Origin of the sequence: [Phormidium] sp. LEGE 05292 (genome assembly GCF_015207735.1) — a bacterium.
Classification (GTDB): Bacteria; Cyanobacteriota; Cyanobacteriia; order Cyanobacteriales; family Aerosakkonemataceae; genus Floridanema.
Genome location: NZ_JADEWG010000102.1, coordinates 1 through 24,425, shown reverse-complemented (window position 1 = coordinate 24,425; position 24,425 = coordinate 1). Strand labels below are relative to the sequence as shown.

The window sequence follows — 24,425 nt, the reverse complement described above, 5'->3', positions numbered from 1 at the left end:
GGGGCAGGGGAATTCTTCCCTACACCCTACACCCTACACCCTACACCCAGTACCAAATCCCTCAATTATGCAAAGGAATTACTGCCAAAGGTAGCAACACAAAAACTAACCAAGTCCAAGACCACCAATTAATTTTATATTTGATTTTATCTGTAGTTAACAAAGCTTCAATTCGCTCATTTAAACGATTTAAAGGGGCGGCGGCGCTGAATTCTACGGCGAAATTATTGACAGGAATAACAGACTGACTGACTACTAGTAATAAAGATTCAGCTAAGGTTAAAGGATCGACAATTTCCGCTGCCCAATTATCCGCCCGGAGTTCGCGCAAGAGTAACAATTCTTGCCACAAGTTTTCGGTGTTGGGCAACCAAAAGGCGATCGATCGCAACCAACCCAACCAAAAAAACCAAAATGTATCCCGATAATAGTAATGTGCCTCTTCATGGGCAATTACTGCATCTAATTGATCGGGTGCCAAGCTGTCTAATAAACCCTGGCTGACTATTAATTCCGGTTGCCAAAAACCGATTAAGGCACTGTAAGGAATCTCAGTATCAAAAACGCGGCAATTTTTACCTTTGAGTTTTTGCACAGGATAGCTACGAATCTGACTTACAGTATGCAATCCTTCGCCAACTAACTGCCAAAATTTTACCCCTGAAAAACCCAAGAAACTTAAGGCTAACAAGTAACCAAACCAACTTGTTTGTAACCCAATCATTTGTCCTGATGCACCCATACAAAGCAGGGCAAATGCAGTAGTTAACAAGATTAAGGGAGGGAACAAAAATAATAGTAAAGTTTGGTAGGTGCGCGTTGTCCAATTTCCAGATTTTGGTAAATCAATTGTTCGCAGCAACCACGCAAAAACTAAGACTAACAAAATCATTATTAGGTGCATTATTGTTCCTCCCTGGCGCGACGTGCAGCTTGAATTCTTTGGGCGATCGCTTTTAATTGTTCTACACTGGCAGTATCTAAACTATCAGCAAATGCCGCTACAATATCTGGATTTCCTACTGCTAAAAAACCTTGTAATTTTTCGTAAGCTTCGATCGCCTGTGCTTGAGATTGAGAAACTAAAGGTCGCCACAAGAATATTTTGCCTCTTTTATCACAACTTAGCCAACCTTTTTCGGTTAAACGTCGTAACACAGTCGTCACCGAAGCATAAGCTAATTCTCGATCGGGATCGGCTAAAATGCGATCGTGAACATTCTTAACAGTAACTTCTCCTAATTCCCAAATAATCTGCAAAATTTCCCTTTCTAAAGGGCCAAGGGATAACTGTTTAGGACGATAATTTGGTAAAGCAGTCATTTGATTTTAGATTTTAGATTTTGGATTGATACCACAGATAGATCTGGAGTTTTGACTAACGTCGGAAAATTCCAGTTTTGCTGATTATAAGTGTTTTCTGGGAAGTTTTACAGCCTGTCTTTTGACAAAGAAAGCGGCTTTCTTCACAATTATCGGGGTAGGTGTGCTAAATGCAAGAACTTGTCAGAGGAGAACACTGTGAAAAAGATTTTGTCGATCGTTTTGCTGTTAAGCATAGTATTCAATTTTACCTTTGTCCGTCCCGTTCTCGCTGATGCTGCTAGCGGCGCGAAAATTTTTAGCGCCAATTGTGCTGCTTGTCATGCGGGGGGAAAAAATCTAGTTAATCCTCAGAAAACTTTGGCAAAGGCTGATTTAGAAAAGTATGGCATGAATTCCCTAGAAGCAATTACCACTCAGGTAACAAAAGGTAAAGGTGCTATGCCTGCTTTTCAAGGTAAACTCAACGCTGAGCAAATCGAAGATGTGGCTAGCTATGTGTTAGAAACTTCGGAAAAAGGTTGGAGCAAATAAGTTTAAATTTTGGAAAATTTTTGGCTGTAAATTTTGCTAAGAGAGATGCTCAAGGAGATCGAAATTATGATTTATTTAGTTCAATTATTGGTCAGCTTGTGCATCACTTTGGCTCTCATAATTTACTCACCTCCTGCTACGGCGCTCACTCTAGCAAATTCGTCTGTTCAGATGAGCGCACAGGAGTTTTTTCGTGCAGGTGTAGAGCAAATGCAAAGCCAAAATTACTCGGAAGCTGTACAAGATTTTACCGATGCAATTGAGTTAAAACATGATTTTTTTGCGGCTTTCAGTAATCGCTGTTTGGCTTATTTACAATTGGGAGAATATGAAAGTGCAGTTCAAGATTGTACAGAAGCAGTAAGTTTAAATTCGCAAAATGTAGAATCTTTTTTGAATCGGGGTTTGGCTTATTATAAACAAGGTAATTATCAGAGTGCGATCGCAGATTATAACCAAGTAATAAAATTAAAACCTATTGATTTTCGCGCTTATTACAATCGAGCATTAGCTAAAAGTGACTTACAATCTTATCAAGAAGCAATGAGCGATTATAACCATGCTTTAAGTTTAATGCCTGTACAAGATACTTTTCAATTAGCTGAAGTTTATAACGATCGCGGCACAAATCGGTTAATGTTAAATGATAATCTGGGAGCGATCGCAGATTTTGACCAAGCTATTCACTTAAATCAACAAGATTATCGACTTTACTTTAATCGCGCTTGTGCAAATCAACGCATTTCAAATTATACTGCTGCCATTCAAGACTTAACTATAGCCTTAAAACTTAACCCTAATTACGCAGAAGCTTATGCTAGCCGAGGTATTGCTCATTATAAATTAGGAGATGAACGACAAGCATTACTCGACCTCCAAAAAGCGGCGCAAAACTTCCTCTTTCAAGAAAACGTTACCGCTTATCAGCAAACATTAGATTTGCTCAAACAGTTGAAAGGAGAAGAAACGGTAATTGCCTAATTAACCCAAGTTGCTAGTTACAAGTCTGCTCTTTCTTAGCCCCCCTTTCGATCCCCCCTCCGCCCCCCTTAAAAAGGGGGGAACCAGCGGAAGCTTCGCTATTAACATCACGGGGGGTTGGGGGGATCAAAACTTAGCGATCGCAGCGTGAGATCCGAACTAAATAGAGGCAAATTATACTTTAACTCCATTTCTGGTCAAGGTACTAAATTTATAATTGAAATTCCTATCAAACAAGTAATTCAAAATAAACCATCTTAACCTTGTAACAAAGATTGTGTTCCATCAATCCAAATTTCTGTGCCGCTAATATGGCTAGAAGCATCACTAGCTAAAAATAGCACTAACTGCGCCACTTGTTCCGATTTTCCAGGTGCGCCATCCGTTAAAGGAATCTCTCCTTCGGGAAATTCTACAGGTTCTTTTACCTGTTCTAAATGACGTTTTTGGGTGCTTTCATTAATGTTAGTTTCAATTGCTCCCGGACAAATTACATTCACCCGCACTCGCTGTTCTGCTAATTCCAAAGCAATCATTTTAGTAAAGGCAACTTGCGCTGCTTTAGAACAAGAATAAGCCGTTGCACCAGTATTACTAAAAATTCTTGTACCGTTTACAGAAGAAGTAACAATTACCGAACCGCCTTGTTTTTTTAAATAAGGAACAGCATATTTAACTGTTAAAAAAGTTCCTGTCAAATTTACATTTAAAGTTTTGTCCCACTCTTCCGGTTGCAATTCTTCAATTGGTGCCCAAACGCCATTAATTCCGGCATTCGCAAAAACAATATCAATTCTGCCCCATTTATCTACTATATGTTGTATTGCCTTTTGCATTGGTTCTGGTTGGGAAATATCAGCAATTAAAGTAATTGCTTCTCCACCTTTACTGTGAATTTGGCTAACAGTTTCGGCTACCTCTTCTTCAGTTAAACCCAATGCCGCAACTTTAGCGCCTTCTTTTGCTAGCAAATGGGCGGCAGCTTTACCAATTCCTGAACCCGCGCCTGTAATTAGCGCCACTCTTTCTGTAAGTTGCATATTCCCATTTTTAGTTCTAACTTTAAGTAAACTCCAAGGTCATAATATTGTCACTCAGTCTAAAGATAGAAGCCGAAAAGAAGGCAGAATGTAAAAGGCAATAAAAGTAAGAATTTTACCAATTAATAATTACAAATTTAGCTCGTTAGATAGATGCAATGCTTTCCGTAAGTTAGTAAATATTAAATAATGTAACTAACCAGAAATTATCTATTTAAAATGTCACAATCTGTTAATGAAAAACGACGTTCTAAGTATAAAGTAAAGCCGCTAAATTTTCGGACGATCGGGGAATTACTGAAACAAACTTTTGATGAATGGAATGAAGATAAAGCTTCGCGGTTGGCAGCGGCTTTAGCTTACTATACAATTTTTTCTATTGCACCTTTGTTAGTAATTGTAATTGCGATCGCAGGTCTTGTATTCGGAGAAGAAGCCGCCAGAGGCGAAATTGTCACCCAAATTCAAGGTTTAGTGGGCAGAAGTGGGGCAGAAGTAATTGAAACAGCGATTCAAAACGCCAATCAACCAGCGACAGGAAGCATCGCTTCTCTTATTAGTATTGCTGCTTTATTATTTGGTGCTCTTGGTGTATTTGCTCAACTCCAAGATGCCCTAAATACTATTTGGGAAGTTCAACCAAAACCTGGTCGTCCCGTTAAGGGTTTTGTTCGGCGTAACTTTTTATCTTTTACAATGGTGTTAGGAATTGGTTTTTTATTGCTGGTATCTCTGATTCTTAGCGCCACTTTAGCAGCAATTAGTACTTATTTCAGGCAGTTATTACCAGGTTTTGACGTACTTTGGCAAGTAGTTAATTTTATCGTTGCTTTTGGTGTAACCACCTTTTTGTTTGCCATGATTTTCAAATTTCTGCCCAATGTAAAAATTACTTGGGCAGATGTTTGGATTGGGGCGATAATTACTTCTCTACTATTTAGTATTGGCAGATTTTTACTCGGTTGGTATTTGGGAAATGGTAGCTTTGGTTCTACTTACGGTGCAGCTGGTTCACTAGTCATTATCTTGGCTTGGGTTTATTATGCGGCTCAAATATTGTTTTTTGGCGCAGAGTTTACCCAAGTTTATGCCAGAAGATATGGTTCGCAAATTATGCCTGATGAACACGCTGTTTCTATGACTAGGGAAGACCGCATTCAACAAGGAATTCCTCGCCAAGAAGATGTAAATGCAGCTGCCGAATTAAAACAGAATAACAGGGTGGATAGACGGCGTTCGAGATTGTCAGGGATACAAAGAGCGATCGGACGTTTACGTGGTCAAAGAAGAAGTCGTTAGTAAGCTTTTCTGCCAAAACATAGCAGCGTAATTATCTGCTAAATCCTAAATCAAGCCGATTAATTCTGATTTCAAAAAAACCTAATTTGGAGGATTTTACTGAAGATGCAAGTCAACAACAGTTTAAGACAAAAAAGGAATTTGCTGGGTAAAGCAACTTGTTTGTTACTTTTAACAAGTACGATCGCCGCTTGTGACAATAAAACTGCGGAAAATCCCAACGTTAATTCCACTCCTCAAGCAACTCCGACTGTAGTTGTTACCCCTACCCCAGTAACTCCAACTGTAGTTGTTACCCCTAGCCCAGCAACTCCAACTGTAGTTGTTACCCCTAGCCCAGTACCAACTACTGTAGTTGTTACTCCCTCTCCTGTGCCAACTAACACCATTGTTGCTACTCCTGTACCTTCGTCGCCAACCGCTGCTTCTCCCGGTACGCTCAACACCTCTAATACTCAAACTACATCCGGCGAACCAATTACTGATGTTGCTGTAATTACTAATACATCAGATAGACAATCAATTCTAAATCGACAAGTTCAGTTAACAAATGTGAAAGTTAGAAATGTGAATGGCGATCGCACTTTTTGGATCGGACAACCAAATGGTCAACCTGTTTTTGTCGTTCTTGACACACCATTAGATGCCGGAAGTGCAGAAAATAAAATAGTCATTAAACCAGGACAAACCCTCAATTTAACGGGGATATTAAAACCGCTACCAACCGGACAACAAGCACAGCAACAATGGGGTTTGAGTCCTCAAGAAGCAAAAACACTGCAAACTCAAGCCCTTTATTTACAAGCAGAAAAAGTCCAATTTCAGTAACTAGGACTTACGCACTGAGATACCCCAACCCCCTTAATAAGGGGGCTTAAAAGTTCCCCCCTTATTAAGGGGGGCTAGTTCGGATCTATTACATAAGGATTTTGTATGCTCTGAAATACTTTTTTTATTTAGCCATTATCAACTGATACGCTTATCAATTTCGCGCCTGTTTCCCCAAGATTGCATCGGTGGATCTGCTTTCAATTGAATTTTTATTTTGAATTAATTCTGAATTGCTTACTCGTTAGCGGCATGAGTCATTATAGTAAACACAGGCAGCTTTTGTGCAAGATTAGTTGCATGATTGTAGGTAAGTCCTATCAAACACAAACCTGTTAATACTAAAATCAAGAACTTTTTTCCTTGCCGATCTTGGTGTGCAGAAACGCAGGGTGTATTTACTGCTGTTTCGGCAATTTCGGGTAGATAATCTACTCCTTCTAGAATTTCAGGATCGACGTAGGGTTGTAATGATTTTCGGTAGAGTTGAGAAATGTTTGCGCCCATAAAAAGTCAACAATGAAAGAATAGTAACACTATAAAAATAGTCGAATTTTGGCTAATATACATTCTCTTTAGGAGGTAATTTTTGGTAACTCTGCCATTCTGCATTTAGGCAGAGTGACAAAGGTTAGGTTTGCCCATTATTTTTAGAGAGAATGCAATCTTTCTTTCAGCCAGAGCAGTAATTTCCTATCCCCTTGTCAAGTCAGTCTCCTTTTCATAGTATTTACCAAAGATTAACGGGCAGATCTAGACTACTATCAATTCCCAAGTACAGAAAGATACAAGTGATTTAAATCCGTAAAAATGTATAACTGTTTACCTTATTGTCATATCTTAGCATAATTCCGCAAAATTACTACGTTGAATTTACTGGAATGTCAGTTATTCAGTATACAGTATTGGTCTGATTTGTCAAATTTTCATGACTTTTGGATTTATGAGTATTTAGCTAGAGGTTTCATCTTTTACAGCCATAACCTATTACAATTAGGTGAAACTACTTTCAAGAAGGTTTGATAAAAAATATCAGTCATGGCTATTGAAATTGAGCGTAAATTTCTGGTTAATGGCGACAAATGGCGATCGCTTGGCACTGGGATCACCTACCGCCAAGGATATATTTGCACTAACAAAGAAGCTGTGGTTAGGGTGCGGATTGTTGGCGATCTAGGTTATTTAACAATTAAAGGTTTAACTGTTGGTAATTCTAGAGCAGAGTTTGAATATCCAATTCCCTTGAGCGACGCTCAAACTATGCTAAAAACAATGTGTGAACCGCCATTGATTGAAAAAAATCGATACTTGATTAAACATGGGGAATTAATGTGGGAAGTAGACGAATTTTTTGGGGAAAATGCCGGATTGATTATTGCTGAAGTGGAATTGACAGCAGAAAATCAAGTGATAGAATTGCCGGAATGGGTAGGAATGGAAGTTTCCCACGATCCGAAATACTTCAACGCCAACTTGATTAAATATCCGTTTAGTAAATGGACAGATTGATCCAATATAAATCAGTGTATAGAAAATTCCTTGTTTCGAGTTGCTTTGCTCAAGAATGAGTAACCTTTTTATGACGCTTTTGTGTATACATCAATTCATCAGCTTGAGCAAGTAAAGTTTCCAAAGAAACTTTATCTTGAGGTAAACAGCACTGAACGCCAATACTCATAGCAACTTGATAAGGGCGATCGCTATTTTGATTAAACAACGCAACATTAGCTTGTAAGCGATCGCAAATTTTCCCTGCATCATCTAAATTGCTAGTGGCAAAAATCACAAATTCATCTCCACCAAGACGTGCCACAATATCTGCTTCCCGACAAGACTGTTGTAAAATTCGGGCAGCATCTACAATTGCGCGATCGCCCATTTCATGACCTAAATTATCATTAATTTTTTTCAATCCATCCAAATCAATAAATAACAGACAGTAATGACTATTTAAACGATGCGCTACTTTTAACTGCTGTTCTGCTAAGACAAAAAATCCCCGTCGATTATGTAAATTAGTTAATTCATCTGTTAACGATAACTGCCTTACTTTTGCCTCCGCTTGTTGCCGTTCTTGAACTTCTTCTCGCAATTTAGTATTAACAGCTTCTAACTCCGCCGTGCGTTGACGAACTCTTGCTTCCAATTCGCTGTAAACTTGCACATTTTCCATTGCGACAGCTGTAGTATCCGCCAATGCTTGCAACAACTTTACCTCTTGAATTGTCGGTTGATGTAAGTTTGCCCAGTAAACACCAATAGAACCTATAGGATCTAACGTCCGAATGGGTACCATTGCCATACTTTTGACAAAAGTTGGTTGATAAGCAACATAAGGAATTCGCTCATCTCCATAAACATCGGGAATTATAGCTGGCTGACGATTCCTCATTGTCCAACCCCCAATACAAATTTTCAGGGGGAATCTTTGCCCTTTCCAAAGTGGCGCAATTGCATCTTCATCAGCATAAAAACATTGGTCTCGATCTCGCAAAACAAAGCTAGCACCATCCGCATTCGTGAGGAAACGTGCAGCTACCCGGACGATCGCCATAATAGTTTCTAAATTTCGGGCTAAAGATAATTCTTGTACCACTAAAATTAATTGTTCCATCGCCCGGTTGTATGGAATATTAGTATCTGCATTGTCTGTGGAAATGACAACTGCGTTGTCCTTTTCAGATTGTAAACTTACCACAACATTCTCCTTTTCAGATTGAGCAGTAAGCTTTGCCATCAAATATTACTGTGCGCTCTCCAGTACTAGAATTTGATAAGGCTGGATACTGCAAAAAAGCCCTCTTTTAGTAAAATACACTGACAAATTTAAGAAGACTACAGTAAATCTACGGTATAACTCTCTCGACAGAAATTGAATAAAGAAAAATGGCCGTTGATTCTGTTTTTACATCGGGCAAGTCAAAGAGGTAATGACCTGATGTCGCAATTCATCTCCCCTGGAGAGCGTAGCTTAACGGTGAGATCAATTGCGACCAACGTTCCTCAAACTGAGCGCAGCGAATCCTGATAATTCAGGTCGAAGTATAACAGAAACCGAGTTTTTGACGATCGCTTGTCTAAGTCCTGAATTTCAACGCTTACTGAGAACCCGATCGAAGATAGCACGGTCATCGAAGAACTGCTTCTGAATGTTTGTCCAACCGCCATAATTTTTGGCAGTAGCTAAACTTTTTACTACAGGATACTTATTAACTAAAGTCTTATCTTGTAGAGCATTTGGCCCTGTCGGGCGATACCCGATTTGAACAAATTCTCGTTGCGCCAGAGGGCTGACTCGGCGACGCTTCAGATTATCTCTGCTTAATGGGTCATAGTATCTTTAACTCAAAACATTGTTGGAACCTTATATATAGCTTCTCTAAATAATGTTTAATCAGCCGTAAAGAATATAGTTTTATGGAGAGAAAATTATATATAAGCTTAATTAGAGTTTTACCATCAATTACTTTTATAAATCATAAGTTATAGCATCCTGATGTTTTTACCATCAGAGCGTTTATAATCAGCAAAAGCATCAGGATAAATCCTGATGCTTTTGCTATGTGTGTGTGAGGAGTTACGGTGAATTATTATTTACAGATCGTCAGCAAAATTGCCTTTCCCATCGTTTTACTTAGTGTTTTTCCACTCAAATCTCTTGCGGTTTCAACTAACCCAGAAAATCAGTTGACGCAAAAGACACTCACAGAAATTAATTCGCCTGGAGAGGATTTAAAAGAGGGTTTTGTCCAAGCCCAATCTTTGTCTGAAAACATAGATTTAAATTCTGAGCCCAACCAAGAGGCTACATCAAAAGATCAGCTTGAGAACACTGGATCTGATAGCGATCCACTTAACCAAGTGACATCAGTTTCTCAACTAACAGACGTTCAACCTACGGACTGGGCATTTCAGGCACTACAGTCTTTAGTAGAACGTTATGGTTGTATAGAAGGTTATCCTGACAGAACCTTTCGCGGCAATCGCGCCATGACTCGTTATGAGTTTGCTGCGGGGTTAAATTCCTGTTTAAACCGAATTAACGAATTATTGGCAGCAATGCCTAATTCAGTCAATCAAGGAGACTTAGAACAAATCCGAAGATTGCAGGAACAATTTGCCGCTGAACTAGCAACACTCCGAGGTCGAGTTGATGCTTTGGAAGCGCGGACTACAACCATAGAAAGACAACAGTTTTCCACGACAACTAAGTTAAGTGGAGAAGCGATTTTTAGCTTATCCAGTGCTTATGGTGCTTATCGTGGAGGCAATGCGAGATTTATCAACAATACTAATCCGGTAACTGGCGCAATTCCTAGACCGGGTAAAGATGCAGAAGTCGTTTTAAACGATCGCGTCCGCCTCAACCTACTAACTAGTTTTACTGGCAAAGACTTATTGATTACCGGAATTCAAGCTTACAACTTTGGCGGCGGACCGAGTGCGGCAATTCCAGGGTTTAACACTGGGGGTAGTCTGGCGGGAACTTTGGGCTACGGCGATGTGATTTTCGGCAATGCTAGTAATGCGCGATTGTCTTATGAACCGCAGTTTCCTACCGTCAATCCTCAAGATCTGTCAGTCACGGGCGGAAATAACAGTGTTAATCTTTACAAACTCCTCTACATTTTCCCCGTTGCCAGCAAGCTGACATTATTTGCGGGAACTAAGGCAGAAGTATCTGATGCTTTCCCGTCGATTCTACCTTTTGCTGGAGAAGGTCAAGGGTCTATTTCCCGCTTTAGCAATCTGCCAGCATCGCATCGGGTATCGGGAGGCACTTCACAGACTGGACTGGCATCAGCGGCGGGATTCATCTGGACTATTTCCGAAGCTTTTGACCTGCGAGCATTATATGGGTCGGTGCAAGCAAACCTTCCCAGCTATCAAGGATTCCCAGGTACTCCGCTGGGATCAGGTCTTTTCAATGGTAGTTATATTGCGGCAACTCAACTGACGATTAAGCCCACGAAAGCGATCGATATTGGTCTAAACTATGCTCACAGCTATCACCAAATCAATATTTTGGCGACTGGACTAGCTTCATCGGATATTGGCTCGGTTCTATTTTCTCCCAATGCGACCGAGTTAGGTAGGGCAAATGGATCTGCTTTGGTGGCGATCGCTAACCAACCAATCACGATAGATACTCTTGGCGCTTCAGCAGCATTCCGCTTGACTCCTTCCGTCACTCTTGCTGGTTCATTTACCTATATGTTTACCGACTTGGTGCGGGTCAACGCCTCGACCGATTTTATCAGCTGGTTGGTGGGTCTTCATGTTAAGGATGTGTTCACTAAAGGCGGTTCAGCTGGTTTAATATTTGGACAACCTCTATCCCGCACTTCAACTGGTGGTAGAGCAGTTTCGCCCGAAGATGCAACGCCTTATCAACTAGAAGGATACGTCAATTTCCGAGCTACAAATAACATCAGCGTTACCCCTGGTGTGTTTGTGATCTTCAATCCTGAAGGATTTAGCGACAATCGCACGACTGTTGTACCTGTAGTTCGGACTACCTTTACCTTCTAAATCTATTTCTCCCGTACTTGTGGTGAGGACTGGGGACTGGGGATTTGGGACTGGGATTTTGTCGATCGCCAGCACTCCTTAATCCGGTTTACTCGATCGCTACGAGTACGGGAGAGTTAAATCAGAAAATCTGTTAAGATTGCCTTTTGGGTAAAGGTTCGTTATGAAAAACTCGCTGCTAATTGTTTGTGTAACTATGGCAGTTGTTGTTATTCCCAATCAACTGTTAATTAGTAATAAATTGCTAGCACAACAGGGAAATCCTTATACTTTAGAAAGGCAATGTAAATCACCAATACAGCCAGATATTTCTGTGCCTGAAAAGCAAGCAGCGGCACAAGAAGCTTTAGTAAATTGCGATCGCGCCTTAGCTAATACTCCCAGGAATAACCCTATTTTTATTGATATTTTAGCCAACAAAGCTTTTGCATTACAAACTTTGGGGAGATATGAAGAAGCGATCGCGATTTGGGATCAAATAATATCTATAGATCCTCAACGTGGATCTAATAGAGCGAATGTAGTCAGGGATTTACAAAGATATTCCCGGTGGAATTTTAACAGACCAATTCAAATTCCCGATACATGGGTAAAGGCTTTAACTGAAGCATTACGGCTAAGTATAATGAATATGAAAAGGCCAAATTATCCTCTATATAGTGATTGGAGGTTGCCACCAAAAACGATCGCCCATTTGTCTAGAATTTGCACTAAAAGAGTTGTTTTACCAAAAGAATTTGCCAATAATCCTACTTTAGCAAGATCAATAATTGAGTGTGCTGTGCGCGTATTTCTGAATGAAGAGTATTACCAAAGTAATAAGAATGAATTAGAGGCTGTTCGGCGTGCTGCTGCTGTGTTTTGGTATGGAACATCTGATTATAACATTATTAATAATTTTAATAATTCACCGGATAGTGCCGATTTTTTACAAAATGTAGTTAATAATTACCGACGATTACGTTCTGTTTCTAAGCGTTAGTTTAACTCAATTTCAGTAATTGAAAAGGACGAGTTGTTTATATTCTGGAATTTTTATTTGTGGTTCATTGGGTTGATTTGATAGAAGGTTTTGATTTAGGATGGATTTAGCGATCGCTTCCACCATCGGTACACAAACAGAATTACCGATTTGTTTGTAGCTTTCTCCTAAAATAGGATGAATTTTAAAAGTTTTTGGAAATCCCATAATTCGGTAACATTCCCCAATTGTTAATTTTCTCACCATATCTTTCTCAGGAATGTAGATAAAAAATCTGCCTGAAGTTTCTTGAGATGGAAGTGTGGGGTGAACGCCATCAATCGAATAAATTCTATTAGGTTGTCGATGAACTCTTGATAAATGTTCTGTATTTGGTCTAACTCCGGTTTTCCAAGTACCTTTATTGCGATAACCTACAAACAAAAGTCCTGATTCTTGTAACTTTGGACGTTCAATTAAAGTATATTCTGACTTATCCAAAATTTCAAAATTACCTGTCTCGTCTAAAAAATCTCTTAGTTGAGGCGGAAATTTCCTTTTTAATCGGGAAAAATTGAACTCTTTACCTTTACTGGCAATAATAATAATTCTTTCTCGATGTTGAGGAACGCCAAAATTTCTGGCATTGAGAAGTTGATAAGTTACATTGTAGCCTAAGTTACGTAGACTTGTTAGAATGACGTTGAAGGTGTTGGTGCGATCGTGATGAATTAAATGCTTAACATTTTCCAGTACAATTACTTTCGGTTGTTTCGCTTCGACAATTCTACAAATCTCAAAAAATAACGTCCCTCTCGTATCTTCAAATCCCTGCTTTTTCCCGCAAATGCTAAAAGGTTGACAAGGAAAACCAGCCACTAAAACATCAAAATCTTCTAAAGCATCTGGCTCAATTTTGGTAACATCGTCAAAAGGATTTTCGCCAAAATTATTTTGATAAACCTCTTGGCAATTTTTATCGATTTCACATGAAAAAACACATTGAAATCCAGCTTTTTCAAAGCCCAACCTAAACCCACCAATCCCAGCAAATAAATCTATAAATTTCATCAAAATGAACCTAAAATAATTCTAAATTTAAAGATGTTTTCAGCCAAGATTATAACATAAACAACAAAAACGCAGATAAACTTAAGTAATATCTGCGCCACTGTTTTAGGTAAAAAACCTTGCTTTTCCCAAGTGGAATCACTCAATTTTGTTCTTGAAATCGACTTAATAATTCCTCACGATTAGATTGCATAATCAATTGAGTTACTTCTTTAGTTGGTAATTGAATTAAAGCTTCAACAATTTGGGATAACTCTGGATCAATTGCGCCAAATTTTACTTCTAGCATACTCTCAATTGTCAGACGCTTTCCTTGCTGTATTCCTTGTTGTATTCCTTGTTCTTCTCCTCTTTTTAAAGCTTCTTGTTCCCATTGGATGTATAAAGGTGATAATTTCATAATTAAACTCCGTTCTTCTGAGTCTAAAGTTTCTGTGGTTTGTAAATTAGCTTGGAAATTGGTTAGTAAGGTGAGAATATTCGATCGCAACGGATGATTTACGGGTAATTGTTGTATTTCATCGATCGCTTCTTCTTGCACTTTCCCTTTACCTAAAAGTCTTAGCCAAAGGGTAGATTCGGTTTTCGGTAATTGATGAATTACCACAATTGCCGTCCTGAGATACTCTGGAAACAAATAGATTCCCTGTTCCCAGTTATCTGCATCTATTTTAGCGCCAAAACCATTGAGAATCGAGTCGCCTGACGTGGGAGAGAGAATCCATAGTCGAGGTAAATTTTCCTCTAGCAAACGTTCTTTTTTCCGGGTAGCTTCTCTTTGTAACTCTCCGCGTAATGTCAATAATTTTAATAGACAATTACAGATATCTGTGGAGGTGGCTGGATTACGAAAAGGTTCAAAAATGGCAGGATTACCCGCTAATTTGCCTAATAATCCTAACACTTCTGGATTGGCGGTAGGGGAAAACCAAACATCGATTTCTCGCACTTCTCCGGGTACGCGACGAGGTGCTTTTACTTCCCCAAAAGGTGCTAAAAGTTCTTCTAAATAATCTTTGGCGAATTGATCGTGGACAAATCTGGTCATATTGATTTTATATTATTAAGTTTGTAGTGACGACTTTAGTCGTTTCTTTGCTAAATAAATAGGACTAAAGTCCTCACAACTAACCAGATATCAAAGGATTTTAGATTCTAGATGGAATCATCAATCCAAAATCTAAAATCCAAAATTGAATTACGCACCTTCGCGCAATTTATCTAAAACTCCGCGATCTTCTAAGGTTGAAGTATCACCGGAAACTTCTTGTCCGGCGGCTAAATTACGCAGTAAGCGGCGCATAATTTTACCGGAACGAGTTTTTGGTAAGGCATCGGTAAAGCGAATTTCTCCGGGACGTGCGATCGCACCAATTTCACCAACAACGTGCTTTTTCAGTTCCTTAGCCAGTTCATCAGAAGCAGTAAAGGTACTGTCTAAAGTTACAAAAGCAACGATTTCTTCGCCTTTCAATTCATCGGGTTTTCCGACAACTGCGGCTTCGGCAACTGCGGGGTGAGACACCAAAGCTGACTCTATTTCCATTGTGCCTAAACGGTGTCCGGCAACGTTAATTACATCATCAACGCGACCCATTACCCAATAGTAACCGTCTTCATCTTTGCGAGCACCATCGCCAGCAAAATAAGTGTAATTCCCATCTTTTGGCGGAATGTGTTCCCAATAAGTTCTACGGAAACGATCGGGATCTCCATACACAGTTCGCATCATTCCCGGCCAAGGATATTTTACTGAAAGATAACCGCCTTCATTATCTCCGACAACATTACCATCCAAATCCATTACATCAGTAAGAATTCCGGGGAAAGGACGAGTTGCAGAACCAGGTTTTGTGGGAATTGCACCAGGTAATGCAGTAATCATAATTCCGCCTGTTTCCGTTTGCCACCAAGTATCTACAATTGGACAACGTTCGCCACCAATTACTCGGTAATACCACATCCAAGCTTCAGGATTAATCGGTTCTCCCACAGTTCCTAATAATCTTAAAGATGAGAGATTTCTCGCTTTGGGAAAATGTTCTCCCATTTTAATAAATGACCGAATTGCTGTTGGCGCGGTGTAAAAAACGGTCACTCCATATTTTTCAATTACATCCCAAAAACAACCGGGATTAGAATTACGAGGAGCACCTTCATACATAACTGTTGTGGCACCGTTGGACAGGGGGCCGTAAACTATATAACTATGTCCGGTGATCCAACCAACATCAGCAGTACACCAATAAACGTCGGTGTCTTGCAAGTCGAAGATCCATTTGGTTGTGATATGGGTGTAAAGGTTGTAACCGCCTGTGGTGTGGACTACGCCTTTGGGTTTTCCGGTGCTGCCGCTAGTGTACAAAATGAATAGCATATCTTCGCTATCCATTGGTTCGGCGGGACAGTCGGCGGAAACTCCCTTTTGTAAATCATCCCACCAGTGATCGCGTCCGGGTTCCATGTGAATATGTTGTCCGGTACGCTTGACGACTAGGACATTTTGAACGGTGGGTACGCCTTCTGCTAATGCTTTGTCTACTTGGTCTTTCAGGGGAACGATCGCATCTTTGCGCCAACCACCATCTGCTGTGACTACCAGTTTAGCTTGTCCGTCGATTAAGCGATCGCGCAATGCCTCGGCACTAAACCCGCCAAATACTACTGTATGCGCTGCACCAATTCGGGCACAAGCTAACATGGCGATCGCTGCTTCCGGTATCATGGGCATATAAATGCCGACGCGATCGCCTTTTTGCACACCTAGCTGTTTGAGAACATTGGCGAATTGACAAACTTCCCGGTGTAACTGTGCATAAGTTAAGGTGCGTGAGTCTCCCGGTTCTCCTTCCCAAATTAATGCTGCTTTATTCTTGCGCCAAGTGGTTAAATGACGGTCTAAGCAGTTGTAGGAAATGTTGATTTTGCCGTTGACAAACCATTTCGCAAAGGGTGGTTGCCAGTCTAATACCTGATCCCACTTTTGGAACCAGTGTAACTCTTGTTCTGCCAATTCTCCCCAAAATTTCTGCGGATCGGCCTTGGCGCGATCGTATAATTGCTGATACTCCTCCAAACTCTTAATATGAGCGTTTTGGGAAAATTCGGCTGAAGGATGAAATAAACGTTTTTCTTGTAGGACTGATTCGATCGTTGATTGAGGCATAGTTCTTCGCTAGATGTTAAAACTCGCTACTCATTGATTGGTAGCTGAAAATACCTTTTTCAACATACTTTGTTTCTTGACAAATTTATATAAAAGAATGTTTAGTTTTTCCCGGTTACTTGGGTAAACTGACACCAATTAGCATTTAGGTACAAGTTATGTATGATTTGGCAATTATCGGCGGGGGAATTGTTGGTTTAGCTACTGGGATGGCGATCGCGCAAAAACACCCAAATTCTCGGATTTTAGTGTTAGAAAAAGAGAGTAGCTGGGCATATCACCAAACCGGACATAATAGCGGTGTAATCCATTCTGGAATTTACTATAAACCAGGGAGTCTGAAAGCAAAACTTTCTCATACTGGGAATCTGTCAATGGTAAAATTTTGTCAACAACATGGAATTGCCCATGAAGTTTGCGGTAAAGTAATTGTTGCCACTGACCCAAAAGAATTACCTTTATTAGAAAATCTCTACGAACGAGGATTAGAAAATAACTTGAACGTCACCAAACTAAGTGCAGAGGAAGTTCAGGAAATTGAACCTCATGTTAGTTGTTTGGCGGGAATTAAAGTAACCTCAACCGGAATAGTTGACTATCGGCAAGTTTGCTTAAAATATGCCGAATTAATTCAACTTCAGGGTGGGGATTTACGGCTTAATACTAAAGTTTTAAAGATTGTTACTACTGGTAATAGCCAGGTTTTAGAAACCAATCAAGGGAGTTTTGAGACTAAGTTTACCATTAATTGTGCGGGTTTGCAGAGCGATCGCATTGCCAAATTAGGTGGAGTAGATCCAAAAGCCAAAATCATCCCATTTCGGGGAGAATACTATGAATTAACTCCCGAAAAACGCTATTTAGTGAAAAACTTAATTTATCCAGTTCCCAATCCCGAATTTCCCTTTTTAGGCGTACATTTTACCCGGATGATTGATGGTAGCGTTCACGCAGGGCCAAATGCAGTTTTAGGATGGCGACGAGAAGGTTACAAAAAAACTGATTTTGACTTTAAAGATTTTATCGAAATTATCACCTATCCTGGTTTATGGAAGTTAGCAGCTAAATATTATGCCGAAGGAATTCAGGAAATCATTCGTTCTTTTAGTAAAGCAGTTTTTGTCCAAAGTTTGCAAAGATTGATTCCCGAAATTCGATCGGAAGATGTAATTCCGACTCATGCGGGAGTTCGTGCCCAAGCATTAATGAACGATGGTTTTTTAGTGGATGACTTTTTGATTATTAAAGGGGAAAATGCCATGCACATTTGTAATGCGCCTTCGCCAGCGGCGACTGCATCCATTGAAATTGGGAAAGCGATTGTTAAAGAGATTGACATTAGTTAATCGTTAAAAAAACCGAGTTTTTAAATCTTTAACTAACCAACCAGTAGCTAACAGTAACAGCGCAAATACTGATGAAGGTTCTGGAACTGAATTTGTTGGCAAAGGAGTGATGGGAATGGAAGTCCCAGTGGGGTTCCATGCGGTCACTGCGATCGTCCCTTGATACCCAACCCAATTGTAAGAATGATACATTGTATCAGTAAAAGACATATCTAGTTTTATTTGACCGTAATCTCCTAAACAATTGGAATTAGAGTGACATATCAAGCTTATAATTGGATTTACGGCAGTTTTCTCTACAATAGAATAGTACAGAGGAAGATTTGGTGGCTTATTCTTAAAAAGCTCTGCATAAGTAGAAACATCTACAAAGTTTGAGAGTATGTGTGCTTGTCCACCTGGTATTGGGTATGGCGTAGACATAAAGTTTCCTAACTGGGTCCCAGGAAGCCAAACCAAACCGGATACACTCCACCCTTGTTGGCTTGTCATAGATAGACTAGACAGCCCAGGAGGGTAATAAGGAGGCAACAAAGAATTTGAACTAACTATGTTACCTGTCACCTTTCCATCAGTTGATTGAAAGCTTAAGGTAAAAGCTTGTGCAGGTGTGACTGTTGCTGTTCCCAGCAGTGTCAACGTGGCAGTAGCAATTAATAAGTTTTTGCGAATCAACATATTTTTTGTATTTCGAGTATAGAGAATAGGTCAGCGAACTAAATAGTATAGATGGCAATCTTTTAGTCCAATACTTTTTTAACTCAGACTTATAAATATAAACACTTAGTTTGCTCAAATTAATAAAAATTTCACAAATTTTACTGTTTTATGCAAGTTTTACTCTTGGTAGAATAAAGTATTTGTAACGTTACATTTGGCAATACTATCTATTAAACAAACACTAAACAAAAATTGTACATAATTACAGTAGCAATCATCAAGGAAAAATTAGGGTAGTCATTCGAGAATCTATTCAACTATCTTTAAATGATGTTCATAGTATTCTGAAGCGCAACTAATACCAATTCTCTATGAAGATGCGCTTAATTCACCCCACCCCAAACCCCTCCCCGTCTACGGGGAGGGGCAATGATTAAGCGCAATTTTACGGAGAATTGGTATAAGTACCTGCTGTTTCTTCTTCGTCAGTTTCTAACACAACATCTTCATACAAAAGTTTGATCGCACACCGAAAATCAACACTACTTAAATAAATCTCTTCTCCTTCTGTATAAGTATAGAGTTCCCAAATTCCGCGATCGTTTAATCTAAAAACTTCCACAGTTATCTGTTCTGCACTGATTAAAACGTATTCTCTGAGAGTGGAAATGCGCCGATATTGTTGGAATTTTTTACCTCGGTCAAAACTTTCCGTACTCGGAGAAAGAACTTCAACAATTATAGAAGGATGATAGATAACTTTTTTGGCGTTTCTGTCTCTTTCGTCGCAAGTTACCATCACATCAGGATAGTGAAAAGGGCCTTTTTCAGATACACCGAGTTTGGCATCTGCCATAAATACTTTACACCCTTTACCTCTGACGTGAGTTTTTAGATTTGAGGCTAAATTAAGGGCGATCGAATTATGGGCAAGTGTTCCTCCAGTCATGGCATACACTTCGCCGTTGATGTATTCATATTTAATTGGTTGTTTTTCTTCCCAATCTAAATATTCTTGGGGAGTCATGTATTTAGGTTGAGGAGTAGCTACCATAATCAACCTCCTTATACTGTTGTATAATTGATAAATCGGATTTTCCTATTATCAATTATACAACTGGGTTAACCATTATTACCTTTTTGAGTGTACGTAATCGACAAAATAAAACTTCGGTTCTAACCAAAATTTCAGCCAACTATAAACCCCTAAACTTAACAAAACTAGCACGATCAAAGGCAACCCAAACTTGATTCTAACTGCATCGGGCAACACTGCTACTACTGGAACACTAACGGCAACATATCCTAACAAGAAATTTTGGATAAGTTTCACTTTTTTTAGTGCTGTTCGACAGCTTTGACAATGCTGTGTATGCTGTTTATAGCGGTCTAGCACAAATTGTCGATCGCCTGAAATTTCCCGTGTTTCTTTGACAGTAATTCCTACTTCATCCCAAGGTAATTTGCCATCGGCGTAATTATCAAACCATTTGCGAAACTCGATTACTAAGCGATCGGCACTTGTTGGCATTTTATAAGCAGTTTGCCAACTTTCTTTTTCCTGTTTTTGTTGTAGTAAATACTCTTGTTGTTGGAGTAAAACCATATCTCCATCTATTACAGCATTGCGGTTTTTAATATGATCCCACCAACGAGGCGTTACTTTAAATAGAGTTTTGGCAAAATTACGAGGAAACAGGGCAACTATTCTCGATTTACCAGGAGTTGTTGGTATACAATAAGTAACTAAACCAACCTGCTTGGTTTCACCAAATTTAAGCGCATACTCCAACCTACAAGGCGGTTCAAAGGCGATCGAACCCGTGCCAGTTGTAGCAGCAATTAAGTTAGGATTTGATTCAGCAATTTTAATCGGAATTGGTCTAGCTTTTTCGCGATTTCCCTGTATTCCGTGATGGGCAAAAGGAACGTGACTGGGGTCGCAAACATTCTCAACTAATGTTTGCCAATCATACTCCAAATCCCGCACAAAGGAAGACCAAACAAATCCTTTACTTGCATCTACTTGCGGCGATAAAGGTAATGGAACTGACGCAGCTAGGGCGGTGGAATTAATATCTAGCCATACCCATAATAGGTCCTGTTCCTGACGAATTGGTAGGGATACTGCACAGAGATTTTTGGCTTTTTCCGTTAATAATTCGGAGTTTTCGGCTTGGGGAATACGGGTACAAATTCCTTCGGCATCAAATTGCCAACCGTGATAACTGCACATTAAATTACCCGTTTTATCGTCTACTTTTCCTTCACTTAATGGGGCTAGACGATGAGGACATTGATCTAAAAATACACGGTAACTATCTGAAAATTTAGGTTTCCAAATTACCAAACGCAATCCTAAAATAGTTACCGCTGTTGGTTGATTTGGGTCGAGGTCTTCAATTGGTGAAAGCGGATACCAGTGTTGAAAAAAGTTAAACTCTGAAGTCATTTGACAACTAAGTATAAAACTGATTTTTTCAGTATAACCTGATTATTCCGCTTTTTTATGCCAATTCCCATCTTCGCCTTTTTCGTATTGATGTTTCACCACACTCCAAGCAACTTTAAAAGCGGGAAAATCTTTATTTCAGGTTGTCACTATCTCAAGGAAAATTCATGATTCTTTAGATTGATTTTGGAAATAAAATGATTGCGCTTATTGAAGCTCCGCACGCTACTTGCGGGATGCGGATTCTTGGTTCAACGAATCAACTTGTCTAATGCTGTCTACTTATTCGCAAATGTTGTTTAGCTAACTTTTGTCTTGCTTTTTCGCGATTCTTACCACCCTTAGCTTTTTTAGAAAGCCGTTTTTGTAAACGTTTAAGATATTTTTCAGACTTTCTTAAATAACGAGGATTATCAACTTGATTGCCTGCGGCATCTGTATAAAAATGCTCTAGACCTAAATCAATTCCTGTTACTTGCTCCGTGAAATCATGCCTAACTTTTCTTTCTACATCAATGCACAGTTGAGCATAATACCCATCTGAGCGTCTGACTATTCTTACTCTTTTAATTTGCTCAACTGAGTAGAAATGTAAATCATAACCTTTCATCCCCTCCCACGAGGGGATGGGGCTTTCAACGCAACAACTCAGTAAAAATATACTGTTAAGACTGCTATTTGTGGGTAAATATATTAAAGTGGTTTAGAGATTAGGCCGCTTGGCGATTAAGTTGGGAGATAGATTAATTATGTCATGGACACCTTTGTGCGATCGCATCGATCGCCTACCCCTAATTCTCGCAGGCCCAATTTTGCGGCGTACAGAAGCAAACGCTGTGACTGTTTGGGTAGCTTTAAAAGAACCACGCAACGTGACACTGAACGTTTACTCTACAGTTAGCGGTAATGGTGAAGTTATCGATCGATTATTGTTGGTTGGTAGAAGTTACACAATACCATTGGGTCAATTTCTCCATGTAGTTGCTGTTACCGCTAAACCTCAAGTACTAGGAGAAAGTTCACTCCAACCAGGGGAAATTTATGCTTATGATTTAGATTTTGGTAATAATAATTTAGCGGAAGCATTAAATTTTGAATGCGGTTTTCCCGAAGTGACAATTAGTTATTTTCCGCATCAATTACCCACTTTTGCCATGCCACCCGATGACTTAAATGATTTACGAATTGTGCATGGTTCTTGTCGCAAACCTCATGGTGGGGGACGTGATGCTTTAACAATATTAGATGATCTAATGAATCACTCTGCTAATCAACCAGGAAATCGCCCCCAACAACTGTTTTTAACAGGCGATCAAATCTATGGGGATGATGTTGCCGATCCCTTACTTTGGGCGGTAACAGATGCAGGTAATACGTTATTAGGTTGGGAAGAAAAACTGCCTTTTCAACAACTAGAAAATGGCGAAATCGAATATATAAAAATTAGCGAATTATCCCCAGGAAATCGTACTGACATTGCTAGAGATTATGCAGGTTTTACTGCTATGTTGGTGAATAAACCAGAAAAGGCTAAGAGTCATCTTTTTGGTTTAGGTGAATATTTTGCTATGTATTTGTTTGCTTGGTCGCCTATTGTTTGGCCTAATCGTTTTCCGACTGGTGAAAAAGTTAGAAAAGACCGAAAAAAGGCTAAACTTTGGGATGAAGAAGCGGCAGTTGTTTTGGATTTTGCTAATGATATTTGGAAAGTGAGACGATCGCTTGCCAACATCTCAACTTACATGATTTGTGACGATCATGATGTTACCGATGATTGGTTTTTAAATCGAGAATGGTGCGATCGCGTTTTAAGCAAACCCCTTGGTAAACGTGCAGTGCAAAATGCAATGTTAGCTTATGCCATATTTCAAGCTTGGGGAAATACTCCTGAACAATTTCAACCAGGACAACCAGGAGAACAGTTATTAATCGCAGCAAAACATTGGTTAAAGTCAGGAGGAAAAAACAAAATAGCTTGGGAAAATATAGCTAAATATTTAGCAATCCCTGTCGATAATTCGCCCAAATTACGTTACCAAGAAGATGAAAATACCCTAATTTTAAACCGTCAATATTCAGATGGTACGCAAGCTTTAATTTGGTACTATACTATCATAAGTTTTAAACATGAAGTGATTGTCCTTGATACACGCACTTGGCGCGGTTATATCAAAGGTGAAAATAAAACAACTGAACCGCCAATGCTGTTAAGTCCGATTGCGTTTAAAAAGCAAATTCAACAACCACTTAAAGAAACTAATAATTCTCAAATTGAAGCTACTTTAGTTGTGATTCCTACCAATTTAGTCAGTTTATCATTTGTGGATACTTTTCAAAATTGGGATTGGCAACGCCATCAAGTTGATAATATCGATCGTATTTTTAATAGCGATGTTGGAGATTCTTGGAATTTTAATAAAGTGGGTTTTGGTAAGTTACTTTCTTATTTATTGGAACAGCGCGATCGCGTCATAATTTTAACAGGTGATATTCATTATGCTGGCGCAGTCACACTAAATTATTGTGCGCGTAATCTCGATCAAACTTCTCCTAAAATTATAGCACAATTAACTTCTAGTGCCTTTAAAAATGAAGAATTTACAACTAAATTAGTGCATACAAAAATATCTTCTTTAGTATTGCAACAACCTGAAGTTTGGGCTGGCTGGAATCAGCAACCAAAACTGTTTGAAGTGCAAAGGATTCAAGAAAAAATAGAAATTACTCAGCTAGAAAATGCACCGGAGGTTCCCTTATTACGCGAAGTTGATGCAGGTAATTGGCATAATCAAGAGGTTTCTTGGGCGATCGCAGTTGAAAACCCAAAATATCTCCCAGATTGGTGGTATCGCACCGAATGGATCAAACGACAGAAATCCCAACCAGCTGCTTGGGAAAAAGCGAAAAATCCACCTCTACACTCTGAAGATAAAAGCGCATTAAATCCGGCATCTTGGCTAGGGCAAAATCGCTGGTTTCAAGAAGGAGAAGAAGTTGTAGGGTTAGCTAATTTTGGGTTAGTTTCATTTTGCTGGTCAACTGAAAATGACGATGCTAAAGCAGTAATTCAAGATATCTATTGGCGATCGAGTTGGGACAATCAGAGTGTAGTTTATAGTAGATATTTTGTGCCGCTAAAACTGAAAACTTTGCCTTTACCAGTAAACGTAATTCCCAGATTAATTAAACCAAATTAAGAGTACAGGATCAGGGGAGCAGAGGGGCTCCAGGG

Annotated in this window: 21 protein-coding genes and 1 pseudogene; 9 read left to right on the top strand and 13 right to left on the bottom strand. The window is 39.4% G+C overall.

Annotated elements, in window-relative coordinates:
* Positions 1 to 61: 61 nt before the first annotated feature.
* Positions 62 to 904 carry a M56 family metallopeptidase gene (locus IQ264_RS22895; RefSeq protein WP_193983216.1) on the bottom strand — a complete coding sequence of 281 codons (843 nt, stop codon included), beginning with the start codon at positions 902 to 904 and terminating at the stop codon, positions 62 to 64.
* A complete protein-coding gene (locus IQ264_RS22890; RefSeq protein ID WP_193983214.1) occupies positions 904 to 1,323 on the bottom strand; it encodes a BlaI/MecI/CopY family transcriptional regulator in 420 nt (139 codons plus the stop codon). Before IQ264_RS22890 ends, IQ264_RS22895 begins: the two co-directional genes overlap by 1 nt.
* A gap of 198 nt (positions 1,324 to 1,521) precedes the next feature.
* On the opposite strand from IQ264_RS22890, the gene petJ reads away from it, so the two are divergent.
* On the top strand, positions 1,522 to 1,857 hold the full coding sequence (gene petJ, locus IQ264_RS22885) for a cytochrome c6 PetJ (RefSeq protein ID WP_193983212.1): 336 nt from the start codon (positions 1,522 to 1,524) through the stop codon (positions 1,855 to 1,857).
* Between the two features lie 66 nt (positions 1,858 to 1,923).
* Complete coding sequence (locus tag IQ264_RS22880; protein ID WP_193983210.1) at positions 1,924 to 2,838, top strand: tetratricopeptide repeat protein; 915 nt, start codon at positions 1,924 to 1,926, stop codon at positions 2,836 to 2,838.
* Positions 2,839 to 3,095: 257 nt separating this feature from the next.
* Here IQ264_RS22880 and IQ264_RS22875 read toward each other — a convergent pair whose 3' ends face one another.
* Complete coding sequence (locus tag IQ264_RS22875) at positions 3,096 to 3,878, bottom strand: SDR family oxidoreductase (protein WP_193983208.1); 783 nt, start codon at positions 3,876 to 3,878, stop codon at positions 3,096 to 3,098.
* A 219-nt stretch (positions 3,879 to 4,097) separates the two neighbouring features.
* Here IQ264_RS22875 and IQ264_RS22870 point away from each other — a divergent pair, with 219 nt between their 5' ends.
* A complete protein-coding gene (locus tag IQ264_RS22870) occupies positions 4,098 to 5,177 on the top strand; it encodes a YihY/virulence factor BrkB family protein (RefSeq protein WP_193983206.1) in 1,080 nt (359 codons plus the stop codon).
* 105 nt (positions 5,178 to 5,282) lie between these two features.
* Positions 5,283 to 6,005 carry a hypothetical protein gene (locus IQ264_RS22865; protein WP_193983204.1) on the top strand — a complete coding sequence of 241 codons (723 nt, stop codon included), beginning with the start codon at positions 5,283 to 5,285 and terminating at the stop codon, positions 6,003 to 6,005.
* A 237-nt stretch (positions 6,006 to 6,242) separates the two neighbouring features.
* On the opposite strand, the gene IQ264_RS22860 is transcribed toward IQ264_RS22865, so the two are convergent.
* A complete protein-coding gene (locus tag IQ264_RS22860; RefSeq protein ID WP_193983202.1) occupies positions 6,243 to 6,512 on the bottom strand; it encodes a hypothetical protein in 270 nt (89 codons plus the stop codon).
* A gap of 531 nt (positions 6,513 to 7,043) precedes the next feature.
* Here IQ264_RS22860 and IQ264_RS22855 point away from each other — a divergent pair.
* The gene (locus tag IQ264_RS22855) at positions 7,044 to 7,514 is read left to right on the top strand and encodes a CYTH domain-containing protein (RefSeq protein ID WP_193983199.1); all 471 of its coding nucleotides are present in this window, start codon (positions 7,044 to 7,046) and stop codon (positions 7,512 to 7,514) included.
* A gap of 49 nt (positions 7,515 to 7,563) precedes the next feature.
* Here the strand turns inward: IQ264_RS22855 and IQ264_RS22850 are convergent, their stop codons facing one another.
* A complete protein-coding gene (locus tag IQ264_RS22850; RefSeq protein WP_193983197.1) occupies positions 7,564 to 8,742 on the bottom strand; it encodes a GGDEF domain-containing protein in 1,179 nt (392 codons plus the stop codon).
* Positions 8,743 to 9,587: 845 nt separating this feature from the next.
* On the opposite strand from IQ264_RS22850, the gene IQ264_RS22845 reads away from it, so the two are divergent.
* Together IQ264_RS22845 and IQ264_RS22840 are read left to right on the top strand one after the other, a co-directional pair.
* Entirely contained in the window at positions 9,588 to 11,537 is a 1,950-nt protein-coding gene (locus tag IQ264_RS22845) for an iron uptake porin (protein ID WP_193983195.1), read from the top strand.
* Between the two features lie 163 nt (positions 11,538 to 11,700).
* Positions 11,701 to 12,519, top strand: coding sequence for a hypothetical protein (locus IQ264_RS22840; RefSeq protein ID WP_193983193.1), 819 nt, complete (start codon positions 11,701 to 11,703; stop codon positions 12,517 to 12,519).
* A 12-nt stretch (positions 12,520 to 12,531) separates the two neighbouring features.
* Here IQ264_RS22840 and IQ264_RS22835 read toward each other — a convergent pair whose 3' ends face one another.
* From IQ264_RS22835 to acs, 3 genes are all read right to left on the bottom strand, one after another.
* A complete protein-coding gene (locus IQ264_RS22835) occupies positions 12,532 to 13,569 on the bottom strand; it encodes a DNA cytosine methyltransferase (RefSeq protein ID WP_193983191.1) in 1,038 nt (345 codons plus the stop codon).
* A 142-nt stretch (positions 13,570 to 13,711) separates the two neighbouring features.
* Positions 13,712 to 14,617 (bottom strand): hypothetical protein, encoded by a 906-nt coding sequence (locus IQ264_RS22830; RefSeq protein WP_193983189.1) that lies wholly within the window; start codon positions 14,615 to 14,617, stop codon positions 13,712 to 13,714.
* A gap of 150 nt (positions 14,618 to 14,767) precedes the next feature.
* Entirely contained in the window at positions 14,768 to 16,735 is a 1,968-nt protein-coding gene (acs, locus tag IQ264_RS22825) for an acetate--CoA ligase (RefSeq protein WP_193983187.1), read from the bottom strand.
* 158 nt (positions 16,736 to 16,893) lie between these two features.
* Between acs and lhgO the strand changes: the two genes are divergently transcribed.
* Positions 16,894 to 18,081 (top strand): L-2-hydroxyglutarate oxidase, encoded by a 1,188-nt coding sequence (lhgO, locus tag IQ264_RS22820; protein WP_193983185.1) that lies wholly within the window; start codon positions 16,894 to 16,896, stop codon positions 18,079 to 18,081.
* Between the two features lie 3 nt (positions 18,082 to 18,084).
* Here the strand turns inward: lhgO and IQ264_RS22815 are convergent, their stop codons facing one another.
* The 5 genes and pseudogenes from IQ264_RS22815 to IQ264_RS22795 form a co-directional block, all read right to left on the bottom strand.
* Positions 18,085 to 18,759: a PEP-CTERM sorting domain-containing protein gene (locus IQ264_RS22815; protein WP_193983183.1), complete on the bottom strand. Its 675-nt coding sequence runs from the start codon at positions 18,757 to 18,759 to the stop codon at positions 18,085 to 18,087.
* 427 nt (positions 18,760 to 19,186) lie between these two features.
* Positions 19,187 to 19,795: a Uma2 family endonuclease gene (locus IQ264_RS22810; protein WP_193983181.1), complete on the bottom strand. Its 609-nt coding sequence runs from the start codon at positions 19,793 to 19,795 to the stop codon at positions 19,187 to 19,189.
* A gap of 78 nt (positions 19,796 to 19,873) precedes the next feature.
* Entirely contained in the window at positions 19,874 to 21,193 is a 1,320-nt protein-coding gene (locus IQ264_RS22805) for a Rieske 2Fe-2S domain-containing protein (RefSeq protein WP_193983178.1), read from the bottom strand.
* 42 nt (positions 21,194 to 21,235) lie between these two features.
* Positions 21,236 to 21,310: pseudogene (locus tag IQ264_RS33920) on the bottom strand (ChaB family protein); the annotation flags it as partial.
* A gap of 151 nt (positions 21,311 to 21,461) precedes the next feature.
* Positions 21,462 to 21,803 carry an RNA-guided endonuclease InsQ/TnpB family protein gene (locus IQ264_RS22795; RefSeq protein ID WP_193983176.1) on the bottom strand — a complete coding sequence of 114 codons (342 nt, stop codon included), beginning with the start codon at positions 21,801 to 21,803 and terminating at the stop codon, positions 21,462 to 21,464.
* Positions 21,804 to 21,942: 139 nt separating this feature from the next.
* Here IQ264_RS22795 and IQ264_RS22790 point away from each other — a divergent pair, with 139 nt between their 5' ends.
* Positions 21,943 to 24,390, top strand: a complete 2,448-nt coding sequence (locus IQ264_RS22790; RefSeq protein ID WP_193983174.1) for a PhoD-like phosphatase — start codon at positions 21,943 to 21,945, stop codon at positions 24,388 to 24,390.
* Positions 24,391 to 24,425 lie beyond the last annotated feature (35 nt).

Excerpts from the sequence above, each read along its gene's own strand:
- IQ264_RS22895 (WP_193983216.1), bottom strand. The coding sequence starts at position 904 with ATGCACCTAATAATGATTTTGTTAGTCTTAGTTTTTGCGTGGTTGCTG.
- IQ264_RS22890 (WP_193983214.1), bottom strand. The coding sequence starts at position 1,323 with ATGACTGCTTTACCAAATTATCGTCCTAAACAGTTATCCCTTGGCCCT.
- IQ264_RS22880 (WP_193983210.1), top strand. The coding sequence starts at position 1,924 with ATGATTTATTTAGTTCAATTATTGGTCAGCTTGTGCATCACTTTGGCT.
- IQ264_RS22875 (WP_193983208.1), bottom strand. The coding sequence starts at position 3,878 with ATGCAACTTACAGAAAGAGTGGCGCTAATTACAGGCGCGGGTTCAGGA.
- IQ264_RS22870 (WP_193983206.1), top strand. The coding sequence starts at position 4,098 with ATGTCACAATCTGTTAATGAAAAACGACGTTCTAAGTATAAAGTAAAG.
- IQ264_RS22865 (WP_193983204.1), top strand. The coding sequence starts at position 5,283 with ATGCAAGTCAACAACAGTTTAAGACAAAAAAGGAATTTGCTGGGTAAA.
- IQ264_RS22860 (WP_193983202.1), bottom strand. The coding sequence starts at position 6,512 with ATGGGCGCAAACATTTCTCAACTCTACCGAAAATCATTACAACCCTAC.
- IQ264_RS22855 (WP_193983199.1), top strand. The coding sequence starts at position 7,044 with ATGGCTATTGAAATTGAGCGTAAATTTCTGGTTAATGGCGACAAATGG.
- IQ264_RS22850 (WP_193983197.1), bottom strand. The coding sequence starts at position 8,742 with ATGGCAAAGCTTACTGCTCAATCTGAAAAGGAGAATGTTGTGGTAAGT.
- IQ264_RS22840 (WP_193983193.1), top strand. The coding sequence starts at position 11,701 with ATGAAAAACTCGCTGCTAATTGTTTGTGTAACTATGGCAGTTGTTGTT.
- IQ264_RS22835 (WP_193983191.1), bottom strand. The coding sequence starts at position 13,569 with ATGAAATTTATAGATTTATTTGCTGGGATTGGTGGGTTTAGGTTGGGC.
- IQ264_RS22830 (WP_193983189.1), bottom strand. The coding sequence starts at position 14,617 with ATGACCAGATTTGTCCACGATCAATTCGCCAAAGATTATTTAGAAGAA.
- acs (WP_193983187.1), bottom strand. The coding sequence starts at position 16,735 with ATGCCTCAATCAACGATCGAATCAGTCCTACAAGAAAAACGTTTATTT.
- lhgO (WP_193983185.1), top strand. The coding sequence starts at position 16,894 with ATGTATGATTTGGCAATTATCGGCGGGGGAATTGTTGGTTTAGCTACT.
- IQ264_RS22815 (WP_193983183.1), bottom strand. The coding sequence starts at position 18,759 with ATGTTGATTCGCAAAAACTTATTAATTGCTACTGCCACGTTGACACTG.
- IQ264_RS22810 (WP_193983181.1), bottom strand. The coding sequence starts at position 19,795 with ATGGTAGCTACTCCTCAACCTAAATACATGACTCCCCAAGAATATTTA.
- IQ264_RS22805 (WP_193983178.1), bottom strand. The coding sequence starts at position 21,193 with ATGACTTCAGAGTTTAACTTTTTTCAACACTGGTATCCGCTTTCACCA.
- IQ264_RS22795 (WP_193983176.1), bottom strand. The coding sequence starts at position 21,803 with ATGAAAGGTTATGATTTACATTTCTACTCAGTTGAGCAAATTAAAAGA.
- IQ264_RS22790 (WP_193983174.1), top strand. The coding sequence starts at position 21,943 with ATGTCATGGACACCTTTGTGCGATCGCATCGATCGCCTACCCCTAATT.